This window comes from Saccharopolyspora erythraea NRRL 2338, assembly GCF_000062885.1.
GTDB classification, from domain to species: Bacteria; Actinomycetota; Actinomycetes; order Mycobacteriales; family Pseudonocardiaceae; genus Saccharopolyspora_D; species Saccharopolyspora_D erythraea.
In genome coordinates this window covers 4087597-4103373 of record NC_009142.1, presented here as the reverse complement: position 1 = coordinate 4103373, position 15777 = coordinate 4087597, and the positions used below count along the sequence as shown (strand labels likewise).

15 protein-coding genes are annotated in these 15777 nt (G+C 72.2%); 7 read left to right on the top strand and 8 right to left on the bottom strand.

Going from position 1 to position 15777, the window contains the following annotated elements:
* Window positions 1–52 precede the first annotated feature (52 nt).
* Both SACE_RS18165 and SACE_RS18160 read left to right on the top strand, forming a co-directional pair.
* Complete coding sequence (locus SACE_RS18165; protein ID WP_009948533.1) at window positions 53–961, top strand: SDR family oxidoreductase; 909 nt, start codon at window positions 53–55, stop codon at window positions 959–961.
* Between the two features lie 49 nt (window positions 962–1010).
* The gene (locus tag SACE_RS18160) at window positions 1011–1844 is read left to right on the top strand and encodes a MerR family DNA-binding transcriptional regulator (protein ID WP_009948534.1); all 834 of its coding nucleotides are present in this window, start codon (window positions 1011–1013) and stop codon (window positions 1842–1844) included.
* A gap of 96 nt (window positions 1845–1940) precedes the next feature.
* On the opposite strand, the gene SACE_RS18155 is transcribed toward SACE_RS18160, so the two are convergent.
* Window positions 1941–2393: a winged helix-turn-helix transcriptional regulator gene (locus SACE_RS18155; RefSeq protein ID WP_009948535.1), complete on the bottom strand. Its 453-nt coding sequence runs from the start codon at window positions 2391–2393 to the stop codon at window positions 1941–1943.
* Between the two features lie 85 nt (window positions 2394–2478).
* Between SACE_RS18155 and SACE_RS18150 the strand changes: the two genes are divergently transcribed.
* Window positions 2479–3699 (top strand): MFS transporter, encoded by a 1221-nt coding sequence (locus SACE_RS18150; protein WP_011874137.1) that lies wholly within the window; start codon window positions 2479–2481, stop codon window positions 3697–3699.
* 26 nt (window positions 3700–3725) lie between these two features.
* On the opposite strand, the gene SACE_RS18145 is transcribed toward SACE_RS18150, so the two are convergent.
* Genes SACE_RS18145 through SACE_RS18125 form a run of 5 tightly spaced genes read right to left on the bottom strand, consistent with a single transcriptional unit; the run spans window position 3726 to window position 8683 of the window.
* A complete protein-coding gene (locus SACE_RS18145) occupies window positions 3726–4493 on the bottom strand; it encodes an enoyl-CoA hydratase/isomerase family protein (RefSeq protein WP_009948537.1) in 768 nt (255 codons plus the stop codon).
* Entirely contained in the window at window positions 4486–5982 is a 1497-nt protein-coding gene (locus tag SACE_RS18140; protein ID WP_009948538.1) for a tripartite tricarboxylate transporter permease, read from the bottom strand. The genes SACE_RS18145 and SACE_RS18140 overlap by 8 nt, the downstream gene beginning before the upstream one ends.
* An 18-nt stretch (window positions 5983–6000) precedes the next feature.
* Window positions 6001–6486 carry a tripartite tricarboxylate transporter TctB family protein gene (locus SACE_RS18135; protein WP_009948540.1) on the bottom strand — a complete coding sequence of 162 codons (486 nt, stop codon included), beginning with the start codon at window positions 6484–6486 and terminating at the stop codon, window positions 6001–6003.
* A complete protein-coding gene (locus tag SACE_RS18130; RefSeq protein WP_009948542.1) occupies window positions 6483–7448 on the bottom strand; it encodes a tripartite tricarboxylate transporter substrate binding protein in 966 nt (321 codons plus the stop codon). Before SACE_RS18130 ends, SACE_RS18135 begins: the two co-directional genes overlap by 4 nt.
* Before the next feature lie 35 nt (window positions 7449–7483).
* The gene (locus SACE_RS18125) at window positions 7484–8683 is read right to left on the bottom strand and encodes a CaiB/BaiF CoA transferase family protein (RefSeq protein ID WP_011874134.1); all 1200 of its coding nucleotides are present in this window, start codon (window positions 8681–8683) and stop codon (window positions 7484–7486) included.
* 189 nt (window positions 8684–8872) lie between these two features.
* Between SACE_RS18125 and SACE_RS18120 the strand changes: the two genes are divergently transcribed.
* Together SACE_RS18120 and SACE_RS18115 are read left to right on the top strand one after the other, a co-directional pair.
* Complete coding sequence (locus SACE_RS18120) at window positions 8873–9640, top strand: GntR family transcriptional regulator (RefSeq protein WP_009948544.1); 768 nt, start codon at window positions 8873–8875, stop codon at window positions 9638–9640.
* Window positions 9637–10167, top strand: a complete 531-nt coding sequence (locus SACE_RS18115; protein ID WP_009948545.1) for a gamma carbonic anhydrase family protein — start codon at window positions 9637–9639, stop codon at window positions 10165–10167. Before SACE_RS18120 ends, SACE_RS18115 begins: the two co-directional genes overlap by 4 nt.
* Window positions 10168–10901: 734 nt before the next feature.
* Here SACE_RS18115 and SACE_RS18110 read toward each other — a convergent pair.
* Window positions 10902–11162 (bottom strand): hypothetical protein, encoded by a 261-nt coding sequence (locus tag SACE_RS18110; protein WP_009948546.1) that lies wholly within the window; start codon window positions 11160–11162, stop codon window positions 10902–10904.
* Window positions 11163–11303: 141 nt separating this feature from the next.
* Between SACE_RS18110 and SACE_RS18105 the strand changes: the two genes are divergently transcribed.
* On the top strand, window positions 11304–14309 hold the full coding sequence (locus SACE_RS18105; protein WP_009948547.1) for an alpha-mannosidase: 3006 nt from the start codon (window positions 11304–11306) through the stop codon (window positions 14307–14309).
* Here SACE_RS18105 and SACE_RS18100 read toward each other — a convergent pair.
* Window positions 14290–14694: a hypothetical protein gene (locus tag SACE_RS18100; RefSeq protein WP_011874133.1), complete on the bottom strand. Its 405-nt coding sequence runs from the start codon at window positions 14692–14694 to the stop codon at window positions 14290–14292. The two genes, SACE_RS18105 and SACE_RS18100, sit on opposite strands and share 20 nt — an antisense overlap.
* Window positions 14695–14805: 111 nt before the next feature.
* Between SACE_RS18100 and SACE_RS18095 the strand changes: the two genes are divergently transcribed.
* Entirely contained in the window at window positions 14806–15774 is a 969-nt protein-coding gene (locus tag SACE_RS18095) for a zinc-binding dehydrogenase (protein ID WP_009948550.1), read from the top strand.
* The last annotated feature ends 3 nt before the right edge of the window (window positions 15775–15777 follow it).

Sequence of the window (15777 nt, the reverse complement as noted above, 5' to 3'; positions counted from 1 at the left end):
TAAATGAATGAACATTTACTATCGTAGGGTCGAACTCGGAGAAGGGCCGCAGGTGAACACCGACAAGCCGTTGCAGGGACACATCGCACTGGTCGCCGGAGCCACCCGGGGCGGCGGGCGCGGGATCGCCGTCGAGCTCGGCGCCGCGGGCGCCACCGTCTACGTGACCGGGCGCAGCAGCCGCTCCGGCGCCTCGGAGATGGGACGCCCGGAGACCATCGAGGACACCGCCGAGCGCGTCAGCGCGGCCGGCGGCACCGGCATCGCGGTGCGGGTGGACCACAGCGACCAGCAGCAGGTGCGCACGCTGCTCGAACGCATCGCCACCGAACAGGACGGCAGGCTCGACGTGCTGGTCAACGCCGTTTGGGGCGGCGACCCGCTGGTGGACTGGGAGCACCCGATGTGGGAGCAGGACCTCGAGACCGGCATCAGGCTGCTGCGCCAGGCGGTGGAGACCCACATCGTCACCAGCCGCCACGCGCTGCCGCTGATGGTGGCGCGCGGTCGCGGCCTGGTCGTGGAGGTCACCGACGGCAACACCGCCCGCTACCGGGGCACGGTGTTCTACGACCTGGCCAAGTCCTCGGTCATCCGGCTGGCCCAGGCCCAGGCCGCCGAACTGCGCCCGCACGGGGTGGCGGCGGTGGCGATCACACCCGGGTTCCTGCGCTCGGAGGCCGTGCTGGACCACTTCGGTGTCACCGAGGACAACTGGCGCGACGCGGTGTCGCAGGACCCGCACTTCGCCCACTCCGAAACACCCGCCTACCTGGGACGGGCCGTGGCGGCGCTGGCTGCCGACCCCCGGGTGATGGACAAGAGCGGCCGGGCGCTGTCGACCGCGGGCCTCTACCCCGAGTACGGCTTCACCGACGCCGACGGCACCCGGCCCGACTTCGCCGCCTACTGGGCCGTCGCGCTCCAGGACGAGTTCGGGCCGTTGGGCGAGCCCCTGTGAGCCGCTGCTGGACCCTTCCCCCGGGGGAGACCGCAGACTGGTCGGCGTGATGAACATCGGAGAATTCGCGCAGCTGACGGGGCTGAGCATCAAGGCGTTGCGCCGCTACGACGAGCAGGGCCTGCTGCGGCCCGCCGTGGTCGACCCCTGGTCGCGCTACCGGCGGTACTCGGCGCCGCAACTGGACACCGCGGTGCGGCTCAAGGCGCTGCGCGCGGCCGGGGTCGGGCTGGCCGAGGCCGAGCGCGCGCTGACCGGTCCGGCGGCGGCCGCCGAGGTCCTGTCCGAGCACCGCGAGGCGGTGCAGGCCGAACGCCGCCGCCAGGAGCAGGCGCTGGAGGCCGCCGAGGTCCTGCTGCGCAGCGGCGCCCAGGACTTCGACGTCCAGCAGCGCCAGGCCCCGGCGCGGCACTGGGTGGGCGTGGTGCTCACCGAGACCGGCGAACCCGACGACGAGGACGCCGCCACCGAGCACGCCAACGAGGCCTTCGCCGCGCTGTGGCGAGCCCTGGCCGCCGAGGGCAACGCCCCGACCGGCGCGTTCTGGACCTCGATGCGGGTGTCACCGCAAGAGCCCGATGCCGTCGAGCTGCTGTGCTGCCGGCCGGTCGCCCGTCCGCTGCCCGACAACTGGTCGCTGCCCGGACACCGCGTCGAGACCGGGCAGCTGCCCGCCGGACCCGAGCTCGTGGTCGGCTGGCGCCACGATGACCCGGTGCCGGCCATCGACGGGGCCAACCACCCCGCCGTGCTCGCCCTGCTGGTGCAGGCCGAGGCGCGCGGGGTGGACCTCGACGTGACCCGCCTGCGCCAGGGCGGCCTGCTGGAGGACGGCGAGAACGTCGGGGTCGAGGTCTGCATCCCGCTGGCCGCCCAGCTCTGACCAGCGCCCAGGGCTGACGACGCGTTGCCGTGCGCTCTCGAGTTCCGCGGCGGCTGGGGGCGCGGGGCCCGAGGGGGCGGGTTCTGTGCGGCCGGCTCAGGCGGTTTTCCGAACGTGCGACGCCTCGGCGGAAAGCGGCGCCCCGTCGTGGCCGAGCGCGTGGAGCTCGGGAAGCCGCCGCCCCCGGTCGTCGACGAGAACGGAGTGCGGCTCGTCTGGGGCGAAGGCGTGGCGCTCGCCCCATTGGCGCAGAGCGACCACGGCCGTGAACAGGTCGTGCCCGGCTTCGGTGAGCCGGTAGGTGTGTCGCCTGCCGTCGGCGGCGGCGCTCTTGTCGAGGATGCCGTGCTCGACGAGTTTGCGGAGCCGGTCGGTGAGGATGTTGCGGGCGATTCCCAGCCGCTGGTGAAACTCGGTGAAGGCGGTCGCCCCGTCCATCGCGTCGCGGATGATCAACAGGCTCCACCGGTCGCCGATCAGGTCGACGGTCCGTGCGACCGGGCAGGCCGGGTCGGTCCAAGCGCTTCCTGCGGCGAGTGAGACGTCCACTGGCCCCTCCGTGGTGAGTTGCAATCTGAAACCAGTATGCCCTAACCTCCAATAGGTTTCATTTTGAAACCTATTGGAGGGTGATATGCAGCCAGGTCTGACCGGGAGGCAGCGGGGTGTGCTCGCGCTGGTGTGTGCGGTGGCGGTGTCGACCATCTACGGCATCCAGCCGGTCCTCGAGGCCGCGGGCGAGGACCTGGGTCTGGGGGAAGGAGCACTGGGGTGGCTGGTCGCCGCCGGCCAGATCGGCTATCTCGCGGGGCTGGTGCTGCTGGTCCCGCTCGGTGACCTGTTCGACCGCCGCGGACTCATCACGGTGCACTTGCTGCTCACCGCGGCAGGTGCGGGAGTGGCCGCCGCCGCTCCCGGTGGTGGCATCGCGATCGCGGGCCTGGCCCTGGCCGGACTGTTCGCCGTGGTCGTGCAGATCACGGTGGCCTACGTCGCCGCCGTCTCACCGACCGGCGAGCGCGGCCGCAACATCGGGGCGGTCACCTCGGGCGTGGTCATCGGGATCCTCGGAGTGCGGGTGGTCGGCGGCACGCTGGGCGAGCTGACCGGCTGGCGCATGGTCTACCTCGTTCTCGCCGGGCTGTGCGCGATGCTCGCGCTCGCCGCCCGGTTCACGCTCGAGGCCGACGTCCGCCGTCCCCGAGCACGGTACGGGCAGCTGCTGCCATCGCTGGGTCGTCTGCTCGTCGGCGACCGGCTCTTCCTCAGCCGCGGACTGGTCGCGTTCTTCCTGTTCGCCTCGTTCGGCACGCTGTGGAGCGGACTGGCGCTCCCGCTCGGCGACGCGCCGTGGCACTTCGGCACCACCGAGATCGGGTTGTTCGGACTCGCCGGGCTGACCGGGGCGCTGGGCGCGGCCCGGGCCGGCCGATGGGCCGACCGCGGCCTGGCGCCCGTGGTCACCGGCTGGTCGCTGGCCCTGCTCACGGCCTCGTGGCTGCTGGTCGCCCAGGCGGGGGCATCGCTGTGGCTGTTGATCATCGGCGTCGTCGTCCTGGACTTCGCCGTGCAAGCCGTTCACGTCAGCAGCCAGCATCTGCTCACCACAGCCCGCCCCGACCAGAACAGCAGCGTCATCGGCGCCTACATGGCCTTCTACTCCCTCGGCTCCGCGCTCGGTGCGATCACCACCACCTGGGCCTACAGCGCCGCGGGATGGTCGGCCGCCAGCCTGCTCGGCGCAACCTATGCCGCACTCGGACTTCTCGTCGCCATTTCGACCCGGCGTTTCACCGCCCTACCACGGGCGCAACAACCCAGTGCGCCCGCATCGGCTACGTCCGCCGACCTCTGAAGCCGCTGTGCTACCTCGCTTACCGCTCAGCGGCCGGTCCAGCGGGGCTTTTCCTTGTCGAGGAAGCTGCGCACCCCGTGCCGGAAGTCCTCGCTGCCGAACACCGCGCGCACCAGGTCGTCGCCGTCGGGCAGGTTCGCAAGGCGCAGCCGCCGCGCGGCCTGCTTGGCGGCCCACATCGTCAGCGGCGCGTGCTGGGCCAGGAGACCCACCACGGCCTCGACTGTCGCATCGAGGTCGTCGGTCAGTTCGGCGACGAACCCGGCGGCGTGGGCCTGCTCGGCGGTGAGCATCCGGGCGCGCAGCAGCACGTCCAGCGCGCGGGCGGGCCCGAGGTGGTGCACCAGCAGGGAGTAGGTGTTCATCGCCAGGCAGTTGCCCAGCGTGCGGGCCACCGGCACGCCGAAGCGGCCGGTCGGCGTGGACACCCGCAGGTCGCACACCGCGGCCACGGCCAGCCCGCCGCCCACGCAGTAGCCCGAGATCGCCGCGACGGTGGGCACCCGCGTGGTCTCCAGGCGGTCCAGGACCCGCTCGACCCGCCGCTCGTAGGCGATGCCGTCCTCACCGGAGCTGAATTCGCTGAACTGGCCGATGTCGGTGCCGGCGACGAACGCCTCGTCCCCGGCACCGCGCAGCACCAGCACGCGCACCTGTTCGTCGGCGTCGGCGCGTTCGCAGGCCTCCACCAGCCCGTCGTACATCGTCCAGGTCAGGGCGTTGCGCTGGGCGGGCCGGTTGAACAGCACGTGCAGCGCCGGGCCCTGGCGGGTGGTGATCAGCTCGTCAGACATGGATCTCCTCATCGGTACGCGGGGAACGCAGGCGCCGCAGCACGGCGGGGCCGGCCACCAGCGCGGCGGCCAGCGCCAGGATCACCACCGCGATCGGCCGGGTGAACACCAGCAGCAGGTTGCCGTCGTGGATCGCCGAGGTCTGCACCAGCGCCTTCTCGAACAGCGCCCCGATCACCACGCCGACCACCAGCGGCGCCATCGGCAGCCCGAAGCGCTTCATCCCGTAGCCGACGACCCCGAACACCAGCACCAGCCACACGCTGAAGACGTTGTTGTCGATGGCGAAGGCGCCCACGAAGCTGGTGACCAGGATGATCGGGTACAGGTAGCCGTAGGGGATGCGCAGCAGCTGGGCGAACACCGGCGCCAAAGGCAGGTTGAGCACCAGCAGGATCACGTTGCCGATGAAGAACGACACCAGCAGGCCCCACACCAGCTCCGGCTGCTCGGCGAACAGCAGCGGGCCCGGCTGCAACCCGTAGACGGTCAGCGCGCCCAGCAGCACCGCGGTCGTGGCGCCGCCGGGGATGCCCAGGGTCAGCGTCGGGATGAAGTTGGCGTTGGCGGCGGCGTTGTTGGCGCTCTCGGGCGCGGCCACGCCCTGGATGGCGCCGTGACCGAACCGCGCGGAGTTCTTCGACACCCGCTTCTCCACGCCGTAGGCGATGAAGGAGGCCAGGGTGGAGCCGGCGCCGGGCAGGCAGCCGAGCAGGAAACCCAGGGCGCTGCCGCGGCCGATCGCACCGGCCGACTCGCGCAGCTCCGACCGGCGCAGCGACAGGTCGCGGAAGCGGGCGCGGATCGGCTCGGCGGCCCCGGCGTGGATCTGGTGCAGCACCTCGCCGACGGCGAACAGGCCGATGACGACCTCGACGTAGGGGATGCCCGAGAGCAGGTTGACGTTGCCGAAGGTGTAGCGGGCCTGCCCGCCGCCCGCGTCGATGCCCACGCACGCCAGCAGCACCCCCGCACAGGCCATCGCGCCGGCGCGCAGCTTGGACCCGGTGGAGAAGGCCACCATGGTCACCAGCGCCAGCACCATCACCGCCAGGTTCTCGGCGGGCCCGAAGCGCAGCGCGAACTCCGCGAACGGCGGCGCCAGCGCGGCCAGCAGCACCAGCGACAGGATCGCCGCGGCGAAGGAGCCGATCGCCGCGATCGCCAGCGCCGCACCGGCCCGGCCCTGGCGGGCCATCTGGTATCCGTCCATCGTGGTCACCACGCTGGCGGCCTCGCCCGGCGTGGACAGCAGCACCGAGGTGATCGTGCCGCCGTACTGGGAGCCGTAGTAGATGCCGGCGAGCATGATCAGCGCGGTCACCGGCTCCACGGTCAGCGTCAGCGGGATCAGGATCGCGATGCCGGTGCTGGAGCCCATCCCCGGCAGCAGCCCGATGACGGTGCCCAGCAGCACCCCGGCGAAGCACCACAGCAGGTTCTGCGGGGTGAACGCGGTGGTCAGCCCCAGCCACAGGTTGTCGAGCACGACGCCTCCTCCGGCTCGTCAGAAACCCAGCACTCCGGTGGGCAGCGGCACCCGCAGCAGCACCGCGAACACCAGGTGGGTGGCCACCGCGCACCCGGCGCTCATCAGCAGCGCCTGCGGCCAGCGCCGCCCCTCCAGCCAGGTGGAGATCACCAGCACCAGCAGCCCGAAGGACACGACCATGCCCAGCACCGGCATCACCAGCAGCGCGCCGAGCAGCAGTGCGAACACCCGAAGCAGAATTCGCTGGCGCTGGCGGGCGTCACGCCCCTGCTGGTCGGTGCCCTCCGGCTCCTGCGGCGGTGGGGCCGCGCGCAGCCGTTGTCGCAGCAGCAGCGCCGAAAGCACCGCCAGCAGCCCGCCCGCCGCCAGCGGCAGGAACCCCGGGCCGACCCGGCCGCGGGGCAGCACCACGCCGTAGCCCACGGCGCTGACCGCCACGGCCACGCCCAGCACCACCAGACCGCCGTAGAGCACGATCTCCTGTCGTCGCGCCGGATTCACCGCGCCACCACCTCCGCCAGCAGCGCGTCGTTGGCGCGCAGGTACTCGGCGAACTCCGCGCCGAACGCCGTTTTCGGTTGCAGGTACTCCGAGCGCACGTACTCGGCGTAGCCGGGCGAGGCGGCGTACTCGCGGGCGGCGGCGATCCAGAACTCCCGCGCCCGCGGGTCCAGGCCGCCCGCGGCGATCACCCCGCGGAACTGGGCGAAGGAGACCTCCACGCCCTGCTCGGCGGCGGTGGGGATCGCGGCCAGCTCCGGGTAGTCGTAGCGGGTGTCGGCGAAGACGCACAGCGCCTTGAGCCGGCCCGCCCTCAGCTGACCGACGACCTCGCTCGGGTTGAGCGAGGCCAGCTCGACCTGTCCGCCCAGCAGCCCCGCCAGGGTCTCCCCGCCGGACTCGTAGGGAACCTGGTCGAACCCGGCGCCCTCGCGCCGCCGCATCAGCTCGAAGACGATCGCATCCGGGCCCGCCGCACCCGAGATCCCGGCCAGCACCCGTTGCTCCTTGCTGCGCCGCACCGCCTGGTCGCAGGTGTTCATCGGCGAGTCCTGCCGCGCGACCAGCAGCGTGTAGTCCTCGCCGAGCTTGAACACCGGGGTGAAGTCGCGGTGCGAGAAGGCCACGTCCTGGCTGCGGGGCAGCGAGATCAGCGAGGTCTCGGTGGCCAGCAGGTAGTCCGGTGAGCCCGCCTTGGCCAGGAAGTAAGAGTAGCCGACCGCGCCCGCCCCGCCGTCGCGGTTGTCCACCGTGATGCGCAGCCCCGGCTCGGCGGCCTCCAGGCCCCGCGCCATGGCCCGCCCGGCGATGTCGCTGCCGCCGCCGGCGGCGAAGGGCACAACCATCGTCACGTCCCCCGACGGACGCGGTGCCCCCGCGCCGACGACCTCCTCGGTCATCGCGCACCCGGCCAGGGCGGCCGCGCACGAGACGGCCACGGCCGTCCGCAAGAACTCGCGCATTGCTCCTCCTCGAGCCGCCTCACCCCGGATGGGGGTCAGTGCCCGATCACGCCCGCACGGCGCAACCGGTCGATGTCCTCTGAGTCGAAACCGGCCTCGCCGAGGACGTCGGCGGTGTCGGCGCCCAGCACCGGACCGGCCGCACCGCGCCGGACCGGGGTGGCGGAGAAGCGCATCGGCGAGCCGATCTGGCGCACCCCGCCGAGGTCGGGATGCGGCGCGTCCCAGAAGAAGTCGCGCTGGTTGAGGTGCTCGTCGCCGAAGACCTGGTCCATGGTGGCGATCGGCGCGCACGGCACCCCGGCCTCCACCAGCACCTTCACCAGCGACTCGGTGCTGCGCGTGCCGGTGGTGGCCTCGATGGCCGGGATCAGGGTGTCGCGGTGGCGCTGACGGTCGAAGGCGTTGGTGTAGCGGGAGTCCTCCAGCAACTCGTCCAGTCCCAGCGCGTGGCAGAACGCCGGCCAGGTCTTGGGCGTGGTGGCGCCGATGGTGACCCAGCCGTCGCTGCTGCGCACCGCCTGGTACGGCGCGGTGGTCTGGTGCGCCGAGCCCAGCGGAGCGCCGACCTCACCGGTGGCGAAGTAGGTCCCGGCCTCCCACACCGCGAAGGACACGCCGGACTCCAGCAGGTTGACGTCGATGTGCTGGCCCTGCCCGGTGTGCTCGCGCGCCCGCAGTGCCGCGACCGCCGCCATCGCCCCGTACAGCGCGCACACCAGGTCGCACATCGGCACCCCGACCTTGGTCGGCGTGCCGTCGGGGGTGCCGGTGATGCTCATCAGCCCCGATCTGGCCTGCGCCATGATGTCCAGGCCGGGCTGGGCGGCCAGCGGCCCGTCCTGGCCCCATCCCGACGCCGAGACGTAGACCAGCCCGGGGTTGATCTGGCGCGCCTCGGGATAGCCGAAGCCCAGACGCGTCAGCGCGCCGGGGCGCAGGTTCTCCACCAGCACGTCGGTCTCGGCCAGCAGCCGCCGCAGCACGTCCTTGCCCTGCTCGGTCTTGAGGTCCACCGCCACCGAGCGCTTGTTGCGGTTGAGCCGGGCGAACGGGGAGGAGTGGCCGTCGAGGAACGGGCCGGTCTGGCGCACCGGGTCACCGCCCTCGGGGTTCTCGATCTTGACGACGTCGGCCCCGAGATCGGCCAGCTGCATCGTGGCGAAGGGGGCCGCCATGAACGCCCCGATCTCCAGCACGCGCACGCCGTGCAGTGGGGCAGAAGGACCAGTCATGCGCCGCTCCGTGGACGAAGGGGGAACATCCGGTGCTGCGACGTGATCGGGATCACTGACTTTTGTCTACAGCAGTCAGCCGAACGTGAACAGCTTTTCTGCCAAGGTTGCTCCAGGCGGAGCACCGGGGGGCGCGGCGTGATCCGCCGGAAACCGCCGTGGAGCACGTGCACGGGAGAGGACACTGCGATGGTGAGCGGATCTTCGGACGACAGCACCGCAAGCGGCGTGCGCGCCCCCAGCATCGTCGGCCCGCCGAGCCTGGTGGACCTGGCCGCGGCCACCCTGCGCCGCATGATCGTCGGCGGTGAGCTGCTCTGCGGTCAGCGGATCGTGGAGAACCGCCTCACCCACGAGCTGGGCATCAGCCGCCCGCCGCTGCGGGAGGCGCTGCGGACGCTGGAGCGCGAGGGTCTGGTGCGCCAGGTTCCCCGCAAGGGCGTCATCGTCACGCCGCTGACGCTGCACGACATCTACGAGATCTTCACGCTGCGCGCGGAGTTCGAGCGGCTGGCGGTGCGCCTGGGCGTGCCGGTGCGCGAGCAGGCCAGGCTGCGGCGCTGCAGCGAGGCGCTGCGGGCGATGGGCGAGGCCGCCGACGCCGGCGACGAACCCCGCTACGCCGAGTGCGCCTTCGAGTTCCACGTCTCGATCGTCGGGCTCTCCGGCCACCGGCGGCTGGAGGACGCCTACCGGTCGCTGCAGCTGCAGATGATGCTGGCCATGGCGCTCAACCGGCGGGCCCGCCAGCCCACCGAGACCCTGAGCGAGGACATCGCCCGCCACCGGCAGCTGCTGGAGGCGGTGCGCACCGGGGACCCGGATACGGTGCTGCGGGAACTGGGCAGCCACGGCGACCGCAGCTTCCTGGAGGGCATCGAGTCCGAAGTGGAAGGCCACACCGAGGTGGCGCTGCAGTGGCTGCGGCGGCAACGCGAGAACCAGGAGACACGATGACCCAGCAGATCTTCACCCTGGCCATCGACGGGCACGAGCCCGAGATCGACCCCGGCGCCTGGGCCGCGCCGGGCGCCAGCCTCATCGGGCGCGTCCGGCTCGTCGCCGGCGCCAGCGTCTGGTACGCCACCGTGCTGCGCGGTGACACCGAGTGGATCACCATCGGCGCCGACACCAACGTCCAGGACGGCTGCGTCGTGCACGCCGACCCGGGCTTTCCCACCACCGTGGGCAGCGGCGTCACCGTGGGTCACCGGGCGGTGCTGCACGGCTGCACCGTCGGCGACCACGCGCTGATCGGGATGGGCGCGGTGCTGCTCAACGGCTCGAAGGTCGGCGAGGGGTCGCTGGTGGCCGCCGGGACCGTGCTGCTGGAAGGCGCCGAGGTCCCGCCGGGAAGCCTGGTGGCCGGCACCCCGGGCAAGGTGCGCCGCGAGCTCACCGACGACGAACGCGCGGGGCTGCGCGTCTCGGCCCAGCAGTACGTCCAGAACGCGGGCCGCCACCGCGACGCACTCGGCGGGTAACCAACCGGCGCGGGCCGCCTGTCACCCACACGTGGCGGCCCGAAACACGACAGTGCCGTGACCACGAAACGTGGTCACGGCACTGTGCACGTGACGCCCTTCCGCTCGGGGAAGGGAACTTCTGCGAGGCGAACCCCGTTGTGGGACCACGGCGTTGGCGGCGCGGAATCCCCGTGCCGCGACCCGACGGTTGACCACGCTCAGCTTGCCCTCGCACGCGGGCATCTCCCCACCGGGAGGCGCTGAGAGAGCAGAGCCTGTGTTTCAGCCCTGCGCGCGGCTCTGGGTGGCAGCCGATCCCGGGTTCCGCATCACCATGCGGGCCCGCTCCATCTCACGTGCCATGCTTCCCAGCCAACGAACCAGACCTGCCATTGCGGCGCCCTCCACTTGCGTCATATTGGTCCAATTCGAGATCCACCGTCCGCCTTAAGGGGTCTTGGTCCCGTGACCGCTGGCCCCGCCGGTGTTGAAGGGTCTCACCCGCATCATCGCCACTGGTAGGCGCTGTATTTCAGGCCAAAGGTAACGAAAATATAACGGAAGATCGGAAGAGGTTGCCTCGCTGAAACAGTGCGCTGAACGCAGCAGAAGGCGGGGCGCGCCGGATGAATGCGCACCCCGCCGAACAGCCCTGCGGTAGGGGCCGGAAAGACCAATGTGTGACCTGGATCGTATTTGGATCGAGACATCCCCGGAACTGCGGTGCGATCACACCGGGGACGCCACCGCCGTCAGCTCGGGTGCGCGCCGACGGTGTCGCGCAGCTCCCCGGCCATCGACATGTCCGACTGCCGCGCGCAGTGGGCGCAGCAGAAGAAGCGGCCGCTGGCCTCCACCCCGTGCCCGAGGATGCGGCACCCGCAGTGCTCGCACTGCGGCGCCAGGCGCTGTGCGGCGCACTCGAAGCTGTCGAAGGTGTGCACACCGCCGCCAACGGTGTGAATCTCGAAGGTCATCCAGTAGTCGTTGCCGCAGACTTCGCATGTGCCCATCGTCGACCTCCCTGCGGGTTTCGCCGGAGAACCCAGCATGCGGTGGGGTGCATGTCCCGGCAACCGCACCGGCGGCGGGAGTTGATCGCCACGGCCCCGCCTGGCAGCGTGCGAGCTCTCAGCGCGACCACGGGAGTGCCCATGCACGACGACCGCAGCATTGTCGAAAAGCGACTGGAACGCGTGCTCGCCGAACGCCTGCGGCCGGCCCTGCACACCGCGAGCACCCCGTGCGAGGTCGCGGTGTGGCACGTGCCGGGCGAACCGGTGCCGGTGGAGGAAGCGCTGGCCGCCGACTACGACCCCGCCGCGATCGGCGACCGGTGGGGTCCGGCCTGGGGCACCAGCTGGTTCCGCATCAGCGCCACCGTCCCCGAGCAGTGGGCGGGTCTGGCCGTGGAGGCCGTGGTCGACCTCGGTTTCGACGACGACCGCGCCGGGTTCCAGTCCGAGGGACTCGTCTACCTGCCCGACGGCCGGCCGGTGAAAGGGCTCAACCCGCGCAACACCTTCATCCCCGTGGGCCCCGACGCCGCCGGGCAGCGGCGCACCTGGTTCGTCGAGGCCGCCGCCAACCCGCTGATCCTGTGCCCCGAGGGCTTCCGGCCCACCCCGCTGGGCGACCCGGCCACCGCCGGACCCGACCCGCTGTACCGGTTGGAGCGCGCCGATCTGGCGGTGCTGGACCAGACGGTGTGGAACCTGGTGCAGGACACCGAGGTCCTCGACCAGCTCATGCGCGAGCTGCCCACCGACAGCCCCCGCCGCCACGAGATCCTGCGCGCCCTGGAACGCATGCTCGACGCCCTGGACCTGCACGACGTGCCCGGCAGCGCCGCGGCGGCCCGCTCCCAGCTCGCCGAGGTGCTCGCCCGGCCGGCGCACGCCAGCGCCCACGTGCTCTCGGCGGTCGGCCACGCCCACATCGACTCGGCTTGGCTGTGGCCGCTGCGCGAGACGGTGCGCAAGGTCGCGCGCACCGTCGCCAACGTCACCGCCCTGATGCCCGAGCACCCCGAGTTCCGCTTCGCGATGTCGCAGGCCCAGCAGCTGGACTGGGTCAAGCGCCACCACCCCGCGCTGTTCGAACGGGTCCGCGAGCACGTGCGCGGCGGCCAGTTCGTGCCGGTCGGCGGGATGTGGGTGGAGTCCGACACCAACATGCCCGGCTCGGAGGCGATGGCCCGGCAGTTCGTGCACGGCAAGCGCTTCTACCTGGAGGAGTTCGGCATCGACACCCAGGAGGTGTGGCTGCCCGACTCCTTCGGCTACAGCGCCGCCCTGCCCCAGCTGGTGGTGGCGTCAGGATCGCGGTGGTTCCTGACCCAAAAGATCTCCTGGAGCCAGACCAACAAGTTTCCGCACCACACCTTCTGGTGGGAGGGCATCGACGGCACCCGGGTGTTCACCCACTTCCCGCCCGTCGACACCTACAACTCCGAGCTCTCCGGCGGCGAGCTGGCCCACGCGGCGCGCAACTTCGCCGAGCACGGCTTCGCCACCCGCTCCCTGGTGCCCTTCGGTCACGGCGACGGCGGCGGCGGGCCCACCCGCGAGATGCTGGCGCGCGCCTACCGCACCGCCGACCTGGAGGGCTCGCCGAAGGTCCGCCTGGAGTCCCCGCAGGCGTTCTTCGAGGCCGCCCACGCCGACCACCGGGCCCCCGCGGTGTGGTCGGGCGAGCTGTACCTGGAGTTCCACCGCGGCACCTACACCTCCCAGGCCCGCACCAAGCAGGGCAACCGGCGCAGCGAGCACCTGCTGCGGGAGGCCGAGCTGTGGTGCGCCACGGCCGCGGTGGCCGCCGGGCACGACTACCCCCACGAGGACCTGGACCGGCTGTGGAAGACGGTGCTGCTGCACCAGTTCCACGACATCCTGCCGGGCTCGTCGATCGCCTGGGTGCACCGCGAGGCCGAGGCGGCCTACCGGCGGGTGGCGGTGGAGCTGGAGGAGATCATCGGCGCCGCGCAACGCGTGCTGGCCGGCCCCGCCGGGGCGCAGCAGATCACCTTCAACGCCGCACCGCACGCCCGCAACGGCGTGCCTGCCATGGCCGCCGGACCCGCGCAGGAAGGCGCCGCGCCCACGGTGGCGCGCCAGCCCGACGGCACGATCCTGCTCGACAACGGCCTGGTGCACGCCAGCATCGACCACCGGGGCCTGCTGACCTCGGTGCACGACAGCACCGCCGAGCGCGAGGCGCTGGCGCCGGGGGCGGCGGGCAACCTGCTGCAACTGCACGCCGACCACCCCAACGAGTGGGACGCCTGGGACATCGACGAGTTCTACCGCCACCAGGTCCGCGACCTCACCGAGTTCGACACCATCGACCTCGACGACACCGGCGTGGTCATCCGCCGCAGCGTCGGCTGCTCCACGATCACCCAGCGGATCAGCCTGGCCGCGGGGGTGCGGCGGGTCGACGTCGACACCGAGGTCGACTGGCACGAGTCGGAGAAGCTGCTCAAGGTCGCCTTCCCGCTGGACGTGCACGCCGACCGGTCGGCATCGGAGATCCAGTTCGGCCACGTGCACCGCCCCACCCACACCAACACCTCCTGGGACGCGGCGAAGTTCGAGATCTGCGCCCACCGCTGGATCCACGTCGGCGAGCCCGGCTACGGCCACGCGGTGACCAACGACTCCACCTACGGCCACGACGTCACCCGCGACACCCGGCCCGACGGCGGCACGACCACCACGGTCCGGCTGTCGCTGCTGCGCGCGCCGCGGTTCCCCGACCCCGACACCGACCACGGCGTGCACCGCCTGCACTACAGCCTCGTCGTCGGCGCCGACATCGCCGACGCGGTGCGCGAGGGCTACCGCCGCAACCTGCCCGAGCGGACCTTGCCCGGCACCCGCACCGTGGAGCCGCTGGTGGAGGTCGACGACGACGCGGTGGTCGTGGAGTCGGTCAAGCTGGCCGACGACCGCAGCGGTGACGTGGTGGTCCGCCTCTACGAGTCGCGGGGCGGGCGGGCCAGGGCGCGGCTGTCGACGACGTTCGCCGCGGACTCGGTGACCCGCACCGACCTGCTGGAACGTCCGGTGGAGGAGCCATCGGGCGCCACCGACGCGCTGGAACTGCGGCTGCGGCCGTTCGAGATCGTGACGCTGAGGTTCACCAGGCGGGATCGGTGACGACGACGACCTGGATCAGCGGCCCCTCGTCCTCGGTGACGCGCAGGAGGTAGCGGTAGGCCTCGCGCTGCTTCACGGCGCCGTCGGCATCGAGGTAGGACCACACGACGTCGACGGTCACCAGCTGCCCGGTCAGCGGCCAGTGCCCGCGCACCGACGGCCGGGCGGTGACCAGGCCGCGGGCGCGGTGCTGTTCGGCGGAACCGTCGAAGTAGGCCTCGATCTCCTCGGCCGCCGAGATGGCCACGCTGCCGGCGTCGGAGAGCACCAGCGCCGGGACCCGGTAGCAGCTCGCGATGGCCGTCGGGTCGCCGCCGCTGAGCGCCTGGCCGTAGTCGGCGAAGAAGTCGGTGAGCATGTCCAGATCGATCCGAACCGCACTCATGCCCGCACGGTAGCCGCCCGGGTCGGCCACCGCCTGCGCAGATCCGGGCTTGATCTCCAGTGCGCTGGAGGTCCTACCGTCGGCTGGACGCGGGAGGCGGTCGTGGAGGCGATGGACATGCGCGTGGTGTGGGCGAGCGGATTCGGGGGTCCGGACGTGCTGGTGGCGGGGCGGGCCGAGGCACCGGTGGCCGGGCCCGGACAGGTGGTGGTGGCGGTGGAGGCCGTCTCGATCACCTTCGTGGAGACCCAGATCCGCCGGGGCGAGTCTCCGGGGCCGCCGCTGCCGGAGGCGCCCTACGTACCGGGCAACGCCATCGCCGGGCGGGTGATGGCCACCGGTGGGGGTGTGGCCCCGGCGTGGCGGGGCAAGCGGGTGGTCACCGAGACCGTCGACGACAACGGCGGCTACGCCGAGCAGGCGCCGGCCGCGGTGGAGGACCTGCTGTCGGTGCCCGACGGGCTGGGCCTGCCCGAGGCGGCGGCGCTGCTGCACGACGGCAGCACCGCGCTCGGGCTGTTCGACAACGCCGGGATCCGGGCGGGCGAATGGGTGCTGGTGGAGGCCGCGGCGGGTGGCCTGGGCAGCCTGCTGGTGCAGTTGGCCCGCGCGGCGGGAGCGCGCGTCATCGGTGCGGCACGCGGCGAGCGCAAGCTCGACGTGGTGCGCGGGCTCGGGGCGGAGGTCGTGGTGGACTACTCCGAGCCGGACTGGACCGACCGGCTGCGCGACACGCCTCCGACGCTGGTCTTCGACGGCGTGGGCGGTGCGATCGGCCGCGCGGCCTTCGAATGCCTCGCACCAGGCGGCCGGTTCTCCATCCACGGCGCGGCCAGCGGCGCGGTCACCGCCCTCGCCGACGGCGAAGCGCGGCGGCGCGGCGTCACCGTGCTCGGGCTGGAGCAACTGTTCTGCCTGCGCACCGGGATGCGCGACCGCGTCCAGCGGGCCCTGGCCGAAGCGGCGGCGGGACGCCTGACCCCGACCATCGGCCAGACCTACCCGCTGGAGCAGGCCGCCGAGGCCCACGCGGCCATCGAATCCCGCAGCGTCATCGGCAAAACCCTGCTGCTGCCCTGACAG